Raw genomic sequence first — 14,743 nt, 5'->3', positions numbered from 1 at the left:
CGCGCAATTTTAGCATATGGAGGGAACGATATGGCGGTTGTCCGCCAGCAGGTCGTTCCGCAATTATCGCTCGTTGAGATCATGCTTGCAGAAGTTTCCGCTCTTCTCGCCCCGCTCGCCGCCGCCATCGGTTACTCCACTTATAAGGCGCGGCAATTCGAACACGCCTATCCGAATATCGGCGAACTGACGGATGTCGGCGGCTACCGCATGAATGCCGTCCACATCGAGCGTCCCGAAAATGCGGATCTGCCCGCCCTGGTTTTCATTCACGGCGCCAGCGGCAATTTGCTCGACCAGGTCGTTGCCTTCCGCGCCGCACTCGAAGGCCGGGCGGAAATGCTGTTCGTCGACCGCCCCGGTCATGGCTATTCCGAGCGCGGCGGCCCTGAGAACGCCGTCCCCTCTGGCCAGGCCGATGCGATCGCCAGACTGATGGAGAAGCGCGGCATCGAAAAGGCTGTTATCGTCGGCCATTCCTTCGGCGGCGCGATCACCGCCGCCTTCGGCCTGCGTCATCCTGATAAGACCGCCGGCTTGCTCTTCCTTGCGCCCGCCACTCATCCATGGCCGGGTGGCATCGACTGGTACTATCATGTGGCAACCGTGCCGATCGTCGGCTGGCTCTTCAACCACGCGATCGTCGTGCCTCTCGGTCTGAGCCGGCTGGAGCGCGGCACGCTGAATGTCTTCCGTCCCAATCCGCGCCCGGCCGACTACATCGAAAAAACCGGGCCGTCGCTGGTGCTGCGACCCAACGCTTTCCATAACAACGCCGCCGATTTCAAAAGGCTGCGCGCCTATGTGAAGGAGCAGTCGCTGCTCTATTCGCAGATCACCGCACCGACCGTCATCATAACAGGTGACAGCGACGAGATCGTCTGGGAACACTTGCACTCGCGCGGCCTTGCCCGCGATATATCAGGCTCCGAACTCATCACCGTCAGCGGCGTCGGCCACAAGCCGGATTATCTCGCAACCGATGTCGCCATCGCCGCCATGGAGAAGCTATCGGGCAAGCCGCGCGACCTGCAAGCGATCGCCCGCAGGGCCGAAGAGAGGCTTGCCGCCTCCTCACGCGATCGGACGGCCGCGGCCGTACAGTCGTTGGGGTCGACCGGGCCGCGCGTTTTTTCAGACGCGCAGAGGACGCTGTAGCACTTTGAATTGCTGCATAATTTTGTCCTCAGCATTGCAGGAAACCTGCCTCAGGCGCCGAGACGAATGCCGCCGTCGCAGGTGACGACGTGGCCGCTCATGAAGCCGTTTCCGATCAGGAAGGCAATCACCTGCGCGATATCCTCCGGCCTGCCGATACGGCCGACCGGCGTGCGGCCGGCGAAATCCGCAAAGACGCTGCCGCGCTGCTCGGGCGGCAGGAAACTCCACCACGGCGTATCGACGACCCCGGGGGAAACGCCGTTGACGCGCAGCGGCTTCAATTCGGCGGCAAGCACCGGCACCATCGCCTCGATGCCGCCATTGACGGCCGCAAGCCCAGCCGTGCCAGGCATCGCAGCCTGCGCGCTGACCGCCGAAACGAAGGTGATGCTGCCGCCCGGCTGCAGCAGCGGCAGTGCCGCCTGGGCTGCCGCGGCATGCGGAATGAGCTTGGTCTGGAAACCGGCAAGCAGGTCCGTCATGTCAAGCGCCGCAAAAGGTCCGGCGCCGTGACCGCTGCCCATCGCCAGCACGAGATGACCGAATGCGCCGATCCCGGCAAAAGCCTCCCCGAGTGTGGAAAGCTCCACCGCATCAAGCACGACGCTGCGCAGATCGCCATCGAGCGATGCCTTGGCCGCGGCAAGCTTTTCGCCGTCGCGGCCCGCAATGGTGACCGTATATCCCTGTTTCAAAAGTAATTTTGCCGTGGCGAGGCCGATGCCGGAAGAACCGCCGATAACGACCACATGCTGCAAAGACATGATGCTGCTCCTTGAATTGATCGATCCGCAGGCGTTTGAATCACCCGCGGCGCCGGCATCATGCGCGGCCTGCAGACGGCAAACAGTTCCAGTTTTATCCTGGTATCGATACTGATATGATCACCGCCATGGACCAGAGAGCCGACACATTCGAAGCCCGCCGCCGTGAATTCGCAGCCTTTCTGCGCTCTCGCCGCGAGCGGCTGACGCCGTCCGAGGTGGGCTTGCCCGAGGGTTTTCGTCGGCGCACGCCAGGTCTCCGGCGCGAGGAGCTCGCCATGCTCGCCGGCGTCGGCACCACCTGGTACACCTGGCTGGAACAGGGCCGCGACATCAGGCCCTCCGCACAGGTGCTGAACGCCCTTGCCGATGCACTGCGCCTCGACGAGGCCGAACGCCGGCATCTCTTCACCCTCAACAATCGCCATGCGCCGCAGGCTGTATCGTCCGCACCCGAATGCGTCGACGAGCCGCTGCAACGCATGCTCGCCAACCTGACCCACCAACCGGCCTATGTGCTCGGCCGCCGGTGGGACGTGCTCGCCTGGAACCGCGCCGCCGACATGCTGTTCGGTGGTTACGACACGCTCGACCGCGACGAGCGCAACATCATGCATCGTCTCTTCGCCGACCCGGCGCATCGCCGGCTGCTCGTCGATTGGGAATCGGTCGCCCGCGTCTCGCTGGCAATGTTCCGGGCCGACAGCGCGCGTTATGCCGGCGATCCGGATTTCGAACGGCTGATCGCGCTGCTGAAGCAGGCAAGCGACGAATTTCGTGACTGGTGGCAGCGCCACGAGGTCATCAGCCCGCTGTCCGGCATCAAGCGCATCGACCATCCCATCAAGGGCCGCATGTCCTTCGAACATACCGGCCTAACGCTGACAAACCGGCCGGAGATGAAGCTCATCGTCTACACGCCGCTCGATGACGACGATACCAACCGGAAACTCGCCGAACTTCTCGCATAAAGCCAACCCCTTGCATTGCCTCGGGCTGCCGCAGTCCCATATGTTTTTCCATCATTGTCCATAGGAGGGGAAATCATGGGCCGCCTGCATATCTGGACGATCTCCATCATCGCAGCACTGTCGCTGAGCCTGACCTCGGCTTTCGCCGCCTCGCCTGCACCCGTCGAAGCCGAGCACGGCATGGTGGTCACCGCCCAGCATTTGGCGACCGATGTCGGCGTCGAGGTGCTGAAGAGCGGCGGCAATGCCGTCGATGCAGCGGTCGCCGTCGGTTATGCGCTGGCGGTCGTCTATCCCACGGCCGGCAACCTCGGCGGCGGCGGCTTCATGACCATTCGCCTGAAGGACGGCACCAAGACCTTTCTCGATTTTCGCGAACGCGCGCCGCTTGCCGCGACAAAAACCATGTATCTCGATGCCAAGGGCGATGTCGTGCCACGCGCCAGCCTCGACGGCTATCTCGCCGTCGGCGTGCCGGGCTCCGTGATGGGCTTCGAGACCGCACGCGAGAAATACGGCACCAAACCGCGCGAGGAGCTGATCGCACCGGCGCTCCGCTTCGCCAAGGAGGGCTTCACGCTGGAACAGGGCGATGCCGCAAGCTTTGCCGGCAGCGCCAAGCGCCTCGCCAAGGATGAGGCGGCAGCGAAAATCTTCCTGAAACCGGATGGCAAACCCTATGCATCGGGCGAAAAACTCCAGCAGCCGGACCTTGCTGCAGTCCTGACAGCCATCTCCGAAAAAGGTCCCGACGCCTTCTACAAAGCCGCGCCCGCCGAAGCGATCGTCAAGACGAGCCAAGCCAAGGGCGGCATCCTCGCCAAGGAGGATTTCGAACAATATGCCGTGCGCGAGTTGAAGCCGATCGAGTGCAATTACCGCGGCTACGACATCATCTCCTCGCCGCCGCCTTCTTCCGGCGGCGTCATCATCTGCGAGATCCTCAACGTTCTCGAAGGCTATCCGCTCTCCTATCTCGGCTATAACTCGGCCGAAACGGTGCACATCATGGTCGAGGCGATGCGCTATGCTTATGTCGACCGCAATGCGGCGCTCGGCGATCCCGATTTCGTCGAGAACCCGGTCGAGAAACTGCTCGATAAGAAATATGCCTCGGAAATTGCCGCCAAGATCGACCCCTACAAGGCCGGCACCTCGGCGAATCTGAAACCGCTCGGCGGCAAGGAAAGCACCGAGACGACGCATTATTCGATCATCGACGACGCGGGCAATGCGGTCGCCGTCACCTATACGCTGAACGGCTCCTTCGGCGCCGGCGTGGTGGCACCCGGCACCGGTGTCCTGCTCAACAACGAGATGGACGATTTCACCTCCAAGCCCGGCGTGCCCAACCTCTACGGACTGGTGCAGGGCGAGGCCAATGCCATTGTCCCGAAGAAGACGCCGCTCTCCTCGATGAGCCCGACGATCGTCACCCGGGACGGCAAGCCCTTCATGGTGATCGGCAGCCCCGGCGGCTCGCGCATCATCACCATCACGCTGGAAGCAATCCTCAATGTCGTCGATTTCGGCATGGACATCAGCCAGGCGGTCAACGCCCCGCGTCTCCACCACCAATGGCAGCCCGACAAGGTCTTTCTCGAGCCTTATGCACTTTCGCCGGATACGGAAAAGACCCTCGCCGCGATGGGCTACAGCTTCGATGGCGGCAATGACGCGCCGCAATGGGGCCAGGCCGCCGGCATCCTCGTCGGCGGCAAAAGCCTTGCTGCCATCAAAAAAGGCGGTGGCGCCCGCTACAACGGCGCCATGGACAGCCGCGCAGCGGAAGGTTCGGCAAGCGGCTACTGACGCCTCGGGATCGCCTGATCAAACAGTCGGCAGAAGCGCAGCACGGCTGAAGAAGCAGCGGTGGTACCATTCATGTCACCGTGACAAAGTCGCCGTTCACAATTGGCTTGCCTCGCCCTATGCATGGGCGAACCCACAAGCAGAAAGATTCCCGAATGGCCAGCATTGAAATGATTGTCGCAGCCCGCGCCCGTCTGCGCGGTCATATCAGGCGTACGCCGCTTCTCTCCTCCCCTTTCCTCAATGAGATCGCCGGCCGGCGCCTGTTCGTGAAGGCGGAATGTCTGCAGCATTCCGGCTCGTTCAAGTTTCGCGGCGGCTGGTCGGCCGTCTCCGGCCTCGATCCGTCCGTGCGCTCGAAAGGCGTTATCGCCTTCTCCTCCGGCAACCACGCCCAGGGTGTTGCGCTTGCGGCCAAGCTGCACAATGTCCCCTCTGTCATCATCATGCCGAGCGATGCGCCGAAGCTGAAGATCGCCAACACCCGCGCCTTCGGCGCCGAAGTGGTGCTTTACGACCGCGTCACCGAGGATCGCGACGAGATCGGCGCGAGACTTTCGGCCGAGCGTGGGCTGACGCTGATCAAGCCCTTTGACGAACCGCTTGTCATTGCCGGTCAGGGCACGACCGGTCTTGAAATCTCCGAGCAGGCTGGAGAGGAAGGCGTGACATCAGCCGAAGTCCTGGTTCCCTGCGGCGGCGGCGGATTGACCTCCGGCATCGCGCTCGCCCTTGAAGCCAGTTCTCCCGGCTTTCGCGTCCGTCCCTGCGAGCCCAGGGATTTCGACGACACCACCCGCTCGTTGGCCTCCGGCAAGATCGAACGCAACGCAGCGGTATCGGGCTCGATCTGCGATGCGATCGTTACGCCGCAGCCGGGTAATATCACCTTCCCGATCCTCCAGCGCCTCGCCGGCGCCGGCATCGTCGTCACCGACGACGAGGCGCTGCGCGCCATGGCACTCGCCTTCTCGCGGTTGAAGATCGTCGTCGAGCCTGGCGGCGCGGTGGCACTTGCCGCCGCCCTCTTCCATGGCGATGCTCTGGAAAGCGACACGGTCATCGCCGTCACCTCCGGCGGCAATGTCGATGCCGATATCTTCGCCATGGCTCTGGAACGGTTCGGCTGAGACGTCACGCCGGCGCGTCTTCGTGAGGCATCCGGCTCATCGAGCCGGATGCCGGATCAGCGATCAGATAGAGTGATCGTGAAGCGCCCGGCGGATTGCGATCTCGACCGGCGAATAGGCGCCGTCCTGCCGTTCAAGCCGAAGAGGTTCGGAAGGCACAAGGCCGGGCTGCGCCATAAAACGAGGCTCCTGGCCGCGATGCATCTGCGCCCCATGGATGAGGAATGGATGGCATAGATAGACTGTGCCCGCCTGCCCTGTTGCCAACGCCAGCGGCCGCTCTTCCCCGACATGCTCCAGCCAGAGATGCGCCATTCCCGCTTCGCCCGCCGGCGCCAGAAGGCGAGCGATATCCTTGTGCGAACCGACACGGATACGGGTCGGCGCATCTTCCTCCCCGACATCCGAGAACAGGAAGAGCATCAGCAACGCCCGCCCGCGCGAGGTGATATTCACCCGCCAGGTGGAAAAGTCCCGCTGCTCATCCGGATCGGAATCCTCGCCGGGAAAGCTCAGATCGACATGCCAACCGGCATCGCCGGGATCATCGGGATGGGGAAAGCGGACAGGGAAACTGCCAAGTCCATTGCGCGGCTCCCAGCGCCCTTTGCCGACGAGCTGGTCGAAGGCCGAATGCAATACCGGCGTGTTGACGGCTTTCTCGAACGGCCCGCCGCCATAACCGGCAAGCCGCACGACCGGCTGCGTCCACGTGTTTGGATCATCCGCAGCGAAGGGAATGTCACGCCACATGATGGCACGGGCTTCCCTGGCCAATTCGCGGGGAAAGGCGCCGTCGACCCTGATGAAGCCGTCTTCGATGAATTGCTCGATCTGCGCGGCACGCAGCGCTATCGGATAAACATCTGATGTCATGATATATCTCTCTCTATCGCCAATCCTGCCGGCTCTGTCCATGGCCAGACGCAGAGTCATTACGGTCCACGGCAACGGGCCAGCCGCAAAGGCTGGTTAGCGACCGCATCTTCTGATGCCCGAAGGCAGAGCCTTAGAGGCTCAAGAAGAAGGCCGTAGCGATATTGAGAGTGATCATCTTCATAGCGGCCGAAAGCTACAGCCACGCGTCCGAACGGTCAATGCTGAGATCTCGGGCCACCACCCCATGCAACGCGCCATGCACCGATTGAAGCACGAGTTCGGCAAGCCGCGCCGCAGCCGGTTGCGGTTCGGCTTCCGCCCGATGCAGAACCAGGCCGAGCTTCGGCAAATCAGGCAGGCCGATTGCTCCCGGCGCCAGCGGCCGGACCTTCGCCGGCAGGCCGATCGGCGTGCGGATGGTGAGGCCGAGGCCCGCCGCCGTCGCGGCCCAGAGACCGCCGAGACTGGGACTGACGAAGGCGAGCCGCCAGGAGATGCCCGCCTCATCAAGTGCCTTGGTCGCCGCGCTCCGCAACAGACACGGCGCCTCCAACGAAGCGAGCGGCATCGGCTCGCCGCTTGCGGCATGCCAGTTCGGCTGCCCCTCGGCAGGTCCGATCCAGCGCATCGGCACTTCGCCGATCCGCTCGCAATGCGCCGTCAGCGTGCCATCGCTCCAGGCAAGCGCCAGATCGAGCTTTCCCGATGTGACGCGCTGAAGCAGCTCGGCATTTCGCACCACCCGCGCTTCGATCCGGACCTTCGGGTGCGCACGCGCAAAGCGACCGAGCACATCCGGCAGCAGGGTCTCGCCAAAGTCCTCCTGCAGGCCGAGCCGCACCCAGCCTTCCAGCTCGACGTTGTTGACGGCGGCAGCCGCCTCGTCGTTGAGTTCCAGCAGCCGCCTGGCATAACCGAGCATCGTCTCGCCGGCATCGGTCAGCGCCAGCCCGCGACCCGCCTTACGGAAGATCGGCGTGCCCGCCTGCTCCTCCAGCTTCTTCAGTTGCGCACTCACTGCCGAGGTCGAACGCCCGAGCCGCTCGGCCGCCTTGGCGAAATTGCCAAGCTCCATTCCGGTCGAAAAGGTTCGAAGCACATCGAGATCGAAGATCGTCCGTCGCATGAGATAATCCTATTTTTCAGGATCATTAATCCATAAAATTCTGATTTTCAGCATCATCGTGCCGTGCGATGCTTCTGCTGTCAAGGCCGACGGACGGCCTGAATCATGGAGATCCCGATGCCCTTCGTTCGCATTTCCCTTCGCAAAGGCAAGTCGGCGGACTACCTCGCGGCGCTGGCCGACAACATTCAGCGCGCCCTGGTCGAGACCTTCGACGTGCCCGAAAACGACCGTTTCCAGACCATCCACCAGCATGACGAGAACGAACTGATCTTCGATCGCAGCTATCTCGCCGGCCCGCGCTCCGACGATTTCGTCTACATCTCGATCACGATCGGCAGGCCTCGCACCGGCGCGATGAAGGCAGCACTCTATCGGCGGCTTGCCGATCTCCTGGCGCAATCGCCGGGCCTCCGCCCCGAGGACGTGATGATCGTCATCAGCACCAGCGCACCGGAAGACTGGTCCTTCGGTAATGGTATTGCCCAGATGACCGACCCAGACTGGCGGCTTCGTCTGGCTGGAGCCCGGCAATGAGCGCTTCGAACCCGAAGACCATGACCATCAGGCGCCCCGGCAGGGCAGTCCGCTCGCCTGAGGGCGTCGCAACTTCGCCTTTCTGGGTCGAGATGCTGCTCGAAGGCAGCGCCGATGGCGAGAACACCGCAATGCGCGCCATGCTCGATCCCGGCACCATCACCCGCTGGCACACGCATCCCAGAGGCCAGCTACTTTATGTACTTTCGGGCCATGGGCTGGCGCAGAACGAGGGCGGCCCGGTTGAAACATTGCGTGCCGGCGATGCCGTCTGGTTTGCGCCCGGCGAGCGTCACTGGCATGGAGCGGCCGATGACAGCACCTTCAGCTATATCAGCGTCCAGCCGACCGAAAACGGCGGCATCGTCGAATGGCTGCGACCGGTGGAGGCAGTCATGATCACGATGCAGTACAGCTTCACCCTGCCCGCCGATTACGACATGTCGATCATCGACCGCCGCATCCGCGACAAGGGTCCACTGCTCGACGGCTTTCCCAATCTCGGCTTCAAAGCCTATCTCAGTGCCCTCAAAGGCGAGTTCGGCAGCCACGACAATCTCTATGCGCCCTTCTATCTCTGGCAGACGCCGCAAGGGGCAAGCGACTTCCTCTGCGGCCCGGGCTTCGAAACGCTGACCGACGCCTTCGGCTGGCCACAGGTGAGAACCTGGATCGTCTGGCAGGCAGAAATCTCGCCTGATATCGCCCCGGCCAGGTTCGCCACACGCGATATTCTGCAAACAGAGGCCTACACGCTGCTCGCCGACATTCGCCGCGCCGAAAGCGCGGCGACCGAAGCAGACTTGGCGACAGGTGGCGCGCTCGCCTCCATTTCCGGCTTCGAACCGACGAGTTGGACGCGAGTACGCTTCAGGCTATGGCGAGAGATTCCCGAGATCGGCGAGCACACCCAGGCCTATCGCGTCGGCCACCTATCCCTGCCTCAACCCTGAAGTCAGACGGTTGTCCGGCGATAGAAGGCCAGCGAGCCGGCAAGCGCCAGCAGCGCGCCACCGCAGGCTCGCTCCAGCCACATGGCGCCTGAGGTTTTCAGGAAACGCACCGCCTGCGAGCCGAAGAAGGCGTAGCCGAACATGATGAGGAAATCGAGCGCGGCAAAGACAAGGGCGAGCAGCATATATTGCGTCGCCTGCGGCAGGATCGGGTCGATGAACTGGGGCAGGAAAGCCGAGAAGAACAGATAACCCTTCGGATTGGTCGCCGCGACCATGAAGCTCTTCAGCCCGATCGAGAAGGGCGATGTCACTCCCGCAGGCGCGCCAGACTTCAACGCCGCATCGATCGTGCCCTTCGAGCGCAGCAGCATGATACCGAGAAAAGCGAGATAGGCGGCACCTGCCCATTTCAGCATCGAGAACCAGAATTCCGATGCGGCGAGCAGCGCGCCAAGCCCGATCGCCACAGCGCCGATCAGCACGAAATCGGACAGCACCGCGCCGATCATGCCGGCAACCGCGCGGCGCAGGCCGTGCCGCGAACCGTTGGTCAGCGCCAGCAGCACTGTCGGCCCCGGTGTCGCGATACCAACAAAGGAAACCGCTGCAAAAGCCAGAAGCGTGACGAAATCCATGACGATCCTCCCCATCCAGAGACCGAAACTTGCATGCGCCATTGCCGTTGGCAATGCCGGCCCATCAACGAAAAAGGCCCGCCGCCTTCTCAGGCAGCGGGCTTTCGGATGCATGCGATCGGATCAGATGCCGCTCTGGCCGTCGGAACCGATATAGGCGATGCGGATCATGTTGGTGGCGCCGGGCGTGCCGAGCGGCACGCCGGCCGAGATGATGATGCGGTCGCCCGGCTTGCCGAAACCTTCGTCGGCGACGATACGGCAGGCGCGGTTGACCATGTCGTCGAGATCGGTCGCGTCATGAGTGACGACGCAGTGCAGGCCCCAGACGACGGCAAGACGGCGTGCCGTCTTGATGATCGGCGACAGCGCCAGGATCGGCACTTGCGGACGCTCGCGCGAGGCGCGAAGGCCTGTCGTGCCCGACGAAGTGTAACAGACGATCGCCGACAGCTTCAGCGTTTCGGCGATCTGACGGGCGGCCAGCGAGATCGCATCGGCACCGGTCGCTTCCGGCTGGGCACGCTGGGCATAGATGATACCGGGATAATGCGGCTCGCGCTCGATGGCGGTGGCAATTGACGCCATCGTCGTGACAGCTTCGACTGGATAGTCACCCGAGGCCGATTCGGCCGAAAGCATGACGGCATCCGCACCTTCGAAAACGGCGGTCGCGACGTCGGAAACTTCGGCGCGTGTCGGCACCGGCGCGGAGATCATCGATTCCAGCATCTGCGTGGCAACGACCACCGGCTTGCCCGAACGGCGGCAGGCGCGGATCAGCTGCTTCTGGATGCCGGGAACCGATTCGAGCGGCATTTCGACGCCGAGATCGCCGCGGGCGACCATCAATGCGTCCGACAGTTCGATAATTTCCTCGATGCGCTCGAGAGCCTGCGGCTTCTCGATCTTCGACATCAGGCCGACGCGGCCGCGGGCGATCTTGCGCACTTCGGCGAGGTCGTCGGGACGCTGGACGAAGGAAAGCGCCACCCAGTCGACATCGTCGGTGGCAAGCACTGCGTCGAGATCGGCGCGGTCCTTGTCCGTCAGCGCGCCGACGCCGAGCAGCGTGTCGGGAAGGCTGACGCCCTTGCGGTCGGAGATGCGCGTGCCCGAAATAACAGTCGTGACGATGCTCTTGCCGTCGCATTTTTCTGCGCGCAGGGCGAGCTTGCCGTCATCGATCAGCAGGCGATGGCCAGGCTGCACCGATTCCAGGATCTCGGGGTGCGGCAGGTAGACGCGGCTCTGGTCGCCGAGCGCTTCGTTGTTGTCGAGCGTGAACGTTTGGCCGGGCTTCAGGTCCACCTTGCCGTCGACGAACTTGCCGACACGCAGTTTCGGTCCCTGCAGGTCGGCGAGAATGCCGATCGGCCGGCCGGAGCGCGCTTCGACCGAGCGGATGCGCTGGATCAGCGTACGCATCATGTCGTGGCTCGCATGGCTCATATTGATGCGGAAGACATCGGCACCGGCCTGGTGCAGCTTCTCGATCATCGATTCCTCGGAGGAGGCTGGCCCGAGGGTGGCGAGGATTTTAATTTTGCGATTACGCTTCATCAATTCTGGCTTTCTTGCGTCCCTGGGGTGTCGGAGAGTTGAACCATCCAGCTACCCTGGCGGCCCGTATCATATTCCTTGAATCCCATCTTCTGGTAACCGCGGGCATAACAATCCTGCACACCCGTGATCTTGAATTCGTTTTCCGCCACGCACATCTGCACGTCACCCGTCCATCGGCCTCCCCGGGCGGCGTCCTCTGCGTAGAGGTAATAATAACGCGACTGCAACTCTCCCTCGATCAACACGGCGCAGGTCGTTGCCGGCACCTGCCACCAGCCCTCCGTCACCCAGCCATCCTTGGCCCGGTATCCGATCGCGACGCCGACGAGGTTCTGCGTTCCGTTGCAGACGCGAAAATCGGCGCGTGCAGCATCTGCGATGAAAAACGGCATGGCGGCTGCAAGGGCGAATAGAGCGAGACGGACCAGCGGCCCGGACCGCGTGAGGAAACTTGGCGCGGCTTGGATCAACACGGCTCCCAAATAGCTCCACGGTTATTCGTATCCGTGTCTTCTTGCGCCGCCGTCAAGCGAAAGTCAACGCAATGCTAATCGATTATATTTCCTTTCATAACCACCCGTCGAGGGTCCGGCTCAACCTCTCGCCGCCTGTCGCGCTTGAACCCGCCGTAGCCGCATGCGATCACTGCGCCCGATGGCGCAATGACGAACGGCAATTCCTTGATGGACGACTTCCAATCCTTCGAAATCCTATCCGGCAAACATGACAAAGGCATGGTGATCCTCGCAGATCACGCGATGAACCGCCTTCCCGCGCGATATGGCCGGCTCGGACTTCCCGACGCGGCCTTCGCCCGACATATCGCCTATGACATCGGCATCGAGGGCCTGACGCGGCAGCTTTCGGCAAGGCTCAGCGTTCCCGCCGTGCTTGGCGGCTTTTCGCGCCTGCTGATCGACCCCAATCGCGGCGAAGACGATCCGACGCTGATCATGAAGATCTCCGACGGCGCCGTCATATCAGGCAATCATCCGATCACGCCGCAGGAATGGGACTACCGCATCGAAACCTTCCATCGCCCCTATCACCATGCCGTGGCCACAACGATCGACAGCGTGGCAAATGCCACCGGCAGGGCGCCACTGGTGCTGTCGCTGCACTCCTTCACGCCGGCCTGGAAAGGTATTCCCCGTCCCTGGCACGCTGCCGTCCTCTGGGACAGCGACCATCGCGCCGTCGGTCCGCTGCTTGACATGCTGCGCGCCGATCCCGATCTCGCCGTTGGCGACAACGAACCCTATGACGGCGCGCTGAAGGGCGATACCATGTACCGCCATTGCATGATTACAGGCATTCCGCATGCGCTGCTCGAGGTGCGCCAGGATCTGATCGGAGACGAGACCGGCATATCGGCATGGGCCGAACGCCTGGCGCCGATCTTTGCGGCGATGAATGCCGAACCCGCCTTGCACGAATACGACGTTCACCTGTCACGCACCGGCCCCTATTGAACGAAAGGCCCCATTTAACGAAAGGAAGCGAGATGACCGCGCTCAGCAAGGAACAACAGACCGAATTCGAAGCTGCCGCCTTTCGCCGCCTCGTCGCACATCTTCGCGAACGCAGCGACGTTCAGAACATCGACCTGATGAATCTGGCCGGCTTCTGCCGCAACTGCCTGTCGAACTGGTATCGCGAAGCCGCCGAGGCCGAGGGTGTCCCGGTGACCAGGGACGAATCGCGCGAGATGGTCTATGGCATGCCCTATGAGGACTGGAAGAATCTTCACCAGAACGAGGCCTCGCCTGTGCAAAAGGCTGCTTTTGAACTGAACAATCCACACAAATAGCTTGGCTGGCCGCGAACAGGCTTGACCGTGACGCCGCTTCGCGGCAGTCACTGGCATCCAAAATCGATCACCGAAAAACCAGGAGAACACGATGTCTGATGCTCACGGCGTCGCCCGCGATCAGCTTCGCGCTTTCATCGAGCGCATTGAACGGCTGGAAGAAGAAAAGAAGACCATCGCCGACGATATCAAGGACGTCTATGGCGAAGCCAAGGGAACGGGCTTCTAAGACCCCCAAATGTTATGTTATTGTAGCGTAATCAATAACTTAGCAGCAACATACACGGTGGCAGCATTATGTGCAAGCCCCTGCCGGCCGGACGCGACAGAAAGGAAGAATAATGGAAGAAGTGGCAACGACAGGAACCGTCAATGTGGCCGCGGCCGAGCTGCGCCAGTTCATCGAGCGGATCGAACGTCTCGAGGAAGAAAAGCAGACAATCGCCGACGACATTAAAGATGTGTTCGGGGAAGCCAAGGGCCGAGGCTATGACACGAAGGCGATGAAGACTATCATCCGCCTGAGAAAGAAGGACGCCAACGAGCGTCTGGAGGAGGAATCGATCCTCCAGACCTATATGTCCGCCCTCGGCATGGAATAATCCGACTGGTCCTAGCCGACCGACCCCAGGCTGTCCGGATTCAGTCCGGCCAGCCTGATAAGGACCGCCATTTCGCTGCGTTCGACCAGCACGCTTCGCAGTCCGTCGTACATTCTGACCTTTCCCTTATCGATTATCAGGTTCATCTCCATAAGGCGGACGTCGTCGTGGAGCCTGTCGACCAAGCTCGCAAGCGCCTCGCGATCGTCGCGACTGATCTGAGCTCTGATCGAGCGCGCGACGTCTTCGAAGGAAAAGGCGTCGTGGCTCCGCAGATCGACGCCGAGCAGCTTGTGGAAAAACGACGCCAATGTGTCGAACTGCCGTTTAGCCAACCGGCCGCTTTCCAGCGCCGCGCGCACGATGGCCTGGTCTGTGAAGTCGAGCTTCTCCGTCACGATGTCGTCTGCCCGGCGGGCGCCGGTCCCCTTGCGGGGTGGCTTTTTGGATGTTGCACGTTCAGCGTCACGGCAGTTCACGTAAGACGCGAGTTCTTGGTCATGGGCGATCGTGTCCTTGGTAGGCCCCGTCCACCCGCCCTTCGGTTCAGCGTAGCGCATCATCCGCACGTACTCGTCGACACTGGCAGCAACGAGCCTGCGGTGGGCCCGGAAGCGGGATCCGTCCCAGCCATGCTTCCGGGCCAGTTCCAAGGCCCTGCCGGAGACAACGTCGTCGCAAGCCTGTTCAAGCCGTGCGAGAGTAGCCAGGCGCCTCGCGCTCTGCGCCAGCCTAGCCTCGCCCCGCAGCCTGGTCATCAGCTCCGTCGAAGGTGTTGGTGCGTCCTTCATCCC

At 62.5% G+C, this 14,743-nt stretch carries 16 protein-coding genes and 2 pseudogenes; 11 read left to right on the top strand and 7 right to left on the bottom strand.

The window, feature by feature from the left end; all coding sequences use genetic code 11:
- Window positions 1–81: 81 nt before the first annotated feature.
- On the top strand, window positions 82–1,158 hold the full coding sequence (locus ACS4RR_RS06370; protein WP_456190134.1) for an alpha/beta hydrolase: 1,077 nt from the start codon (window positions 82–84) through the stop codon (window positions 1,156–1,158).
- A gap of 50 nt (window positions 1,159–1,208) precedes the next feature.
- Here the strand turns inward: ACS4RR_RS06370 and ACS4RR_RS06365 are convergent, their stop codons facing one another.
- Window positions 1,209–1,925, bottom strand: coding sequence for an SDR family oxidoreductase (locus tag ACS4RR_RS06365; RefSeq protein ID WP_456189855.1), 717 nt, complete (start codon window positions 1,923–1,925; stop codon window positions 1,209–1,211).
- Window positions 1,926–2,041: 116 nt separating this feature from the next.
- Here ACS4RR_RS06365 and ACS4RR_RS06360 point away from each other — a divergent pair, with 116 nt between their 5' ends.
- From ACS4RR_RS06360 to ACS4RR_RS06350, 3 genes are all read left to right on the top strand, one after another.
- Window positions 2,042–2,896 (top strand): helix-turn-helix transcriptional regulator, encoded by an 855-nt coding sequence (locus tag ACS4RR_RS06360; RefSeq protein WP_170277115.1) that lies wholly within the window; start codon window positions 2,042–2,044, stop codon window positions 2,894–2,896.
- A gap of 75 nt (window positions 2,897–2,971) precedes the next feature.
- Entirely contained in the window at window positions 2,972–4,708 is a 1,737-nt protein-coding gene (gene ggt, locus ACS4RR_RS06355) for a gamma-glutamyltransferase (protein WP_260056712.1), read from the top strand.
- A gap of 155 nt (window positions 4,709–4,863) precedes the next feature.
- Window positions 4,864–5,838: a threonine ammonia-lyase gene (locus tag ACS4RR_RS06350; RefSeq protein WP_456189854.1), complete on the top strand. Its 975-nt coding sequence runs from the start codon at window positions 4,864–4,866 to the stop codon at window positions 5,836–5,838.
- A 63-nt stretch (window positions 5,839–5,901) separates the two neighbouring features.
- On the opposite strand, the gene ACS4RR_RS06345 is transcribed toward ACS4RR_RS06350, so the two are convergent.
- Both ACS4RR_RS06345 and ACS4RR_RS06340 read right to left on the bottom strand, forming a co-directional pair.
- Window positions 5,902–6,714: a phytanoyl-CoA dioxygenase family protein gene (locus ACS4RR_RS06345; RefSeq protein ID WP_456189853.1), complete on the bottom strand. Its 813-nt coding sequence runs from the start codon at window positions 6,712–6,714 to the stop codon at window positions 5,902–5,904.
- Between the two features lie 196 nt (window positions 6,715–6,910).
- Window positions 6,911–7,843, bottom strand: a complete 933-nt coding sequence (locus tag ACS4RR_RS06340; RefSeq protein WP_456189852.1) for a LysR substrate-binding domain-containing protein — start codon at window positions 7,841–7,843, stop codon at window positions 6,911–6,913.
- Window positions 7,844–7,960: 117 nt separating this feature from the next.
- Here ACS4RR_RS06340 and ACS4RR_RS06335 point away from each other — a divergent pair, with 117 nt between their 5' ends.
- The 3 genes and pseudogenes from ACS4RR_RS06335 to ACS4RR_RS06325 all read left to right on the top strand — a co-directional run bounded on the left by ACS4RR_RS06335 (window position 7,961) and on the right by ACS4RR_RS06325 (window position 9,333).
- Window positions 7,961–8,380: a tautomerase family protein gene (locus ACS4RR_RS06335; protein ID WP_456189851.1), complete on the top strand. Its 420-nt coding sequence runs from the start codon at window positions 7,961–7,963 to the stop codon at window positions 8,378–8,380.
- Window positions 8,377–8,772, top strand: a pseudogene (locus ACS4RR_RS06330) (cupin domain-containing protein); the annotation flags it as partial. The gene ACS4RR_RS06335 and the pseudogene ACS4RR_RS06330, both read left to right, overlap by 4 nt.
- 3 nt (window positions 8,773–8,775) lie before the next feature.
- The gene (locus ACS4RR_RS06325; protein WP_456190133.1) at window positions 8,776–9,333 is read left to right on the top strand and encodes a DUF4865 family protein; all 558 of its coding nucleotides are present in this window, start codon (window positions 8,776–8,778) and stop codon (window positions 9,331–9,333) included.
- Window positions 9,334–9,335: 2 nt separating this feature from the next.
- Here ACS4RR_RS06325 and ACS4RR_RS06320 read toward each other — a convergent pair whose 3' ends face one another.
- From ACS4RR_RS06320 to ACS4RR_RS06310, 3 genes are all read right to left on the bottom strand, one after another.
- Entirely contained in the window at window positions 9,336–9,971 is a 636-nt protein-coding gene (locus tag ACS4RR_RS06320) for a LysE family translocator (RefSeq protein ID WP_456189850.1), read from the bottom strand.
- A gap of 123 nt (window positions 9,972–10,094) precedes the next feature.
- The gene (pyk, locus tag ACS4RR_RS06315; RefSeq protein WP_162116990.1) at window positions 10,095–11,534 is read right to left on the bottom strand and encodes a pyruvate kinase; all 1,440 of its coding nucleotides are present in this window, start codon (window positions 11,532–11,534) and stop codon (window positions 10,095–10,097) included.
- A complete protein-coding gene (locus ACS4RR_RS06310; protein WP_222384573.1) occupies window positions 11,534–12,019 on the bottom strand; it encodes a DUF1036 domain-containing protein in 486 nt (161 codons plus the stop codon). The genes pyk and ACS4RR_RS06310 overlap by 1 nt, the downstream gene beginning before the upstream one ends.
- A gap of 201 nt (window positions 12,020–12,220) precedes the next feature.
- On the opposite strand from ACS4RR_RS06310, the gene ACS4RR_RS06305 reads away from it, so the two are divergent.
- The 4 genes and pseudogenes from ACS4RR_RS06305 to ACS4RR_RS06290 all read left to right on the top strand — a co-directional run bounded on the left by ACS4RR_RS06305 (window position 12,221) and on the right by ACS4RR_RS06290 (window position 13,949).
- Window positions 12,221–13,009: an N-formylglutamate amidohydrolase gene (locus ACS4RR_RS06305; protein WP_456190132.1), complete on the top strand. Its 789-nt coding sequence runs from the start codon at window positions 12,221–12,223 to the stop codon at window positions 13,007–13,009.
- A 32-nt stretch (window positions 13,010–13,041) separates the two neighbouring features.
- Window positions 13,042–13,347 (top strand): DUF1244 domain-containing protein, encoded by a 306-nt coding sequence (locus ACS4RR_RS06300; protein WP_003582233.1) that lies wholly within the window; start codon window positions 13,042–13,044, stop codon window positions 13,345–13,347.
- Between the two features lie 91 nt (window positions 13,348–13,438).
- Window positions 13,439–13,573 (top strand): annotated as a pseudogene (locus ACS4RR_RS06295) (GapR family DNA-binding domain-containing protein); the annotation flags it as partial.
- 112 nt (window positions 13,574–13,685) lie between these two features.
- A complete protein-coding gene (locus tag ACS4RR_RS06290) occupies window positions 13,686–13,949 on the top strand; it encodes a DUF2312 domain-containing protein (RefSeq protein ID WP_456190131.1) in 264 nt (87 codons plus the stop codon).
- 11 nt (window positions 13,950–13,960) lie between these two features.
- Here the strand turns inward: ACS4RR_RS06290 and ACS4RR_RS06285 are convergent, their stop codons facing one another.
- Complete coding sequence (locus ACS4RR_RS06285; protein ID WP_456189849.1) at window positions 13,961–14,740, bottom strand: hypothetical protein; 780 nt, start codon at window positions 14,738–14,740, stop codon at window positions 13,961–13,963.
- Window positions 14,741–14,743: the final 3 nt, after the last annotated feature.

It is taken from the genome of Rhizobium zaerense, assembly GCF_051810725.1.
Classification (GTDB): Bacteria; Pseudomonadota; Alphaproteobacteria; order Rhizobiales; family Rhizobiaceae; genus Rhizobium; species Rhizobium leguminosarum_I.
Note: the sequence above shows the minus strand (reverse complement) of the source record. Positions and strands in the feature narration are given on the sequence as shown.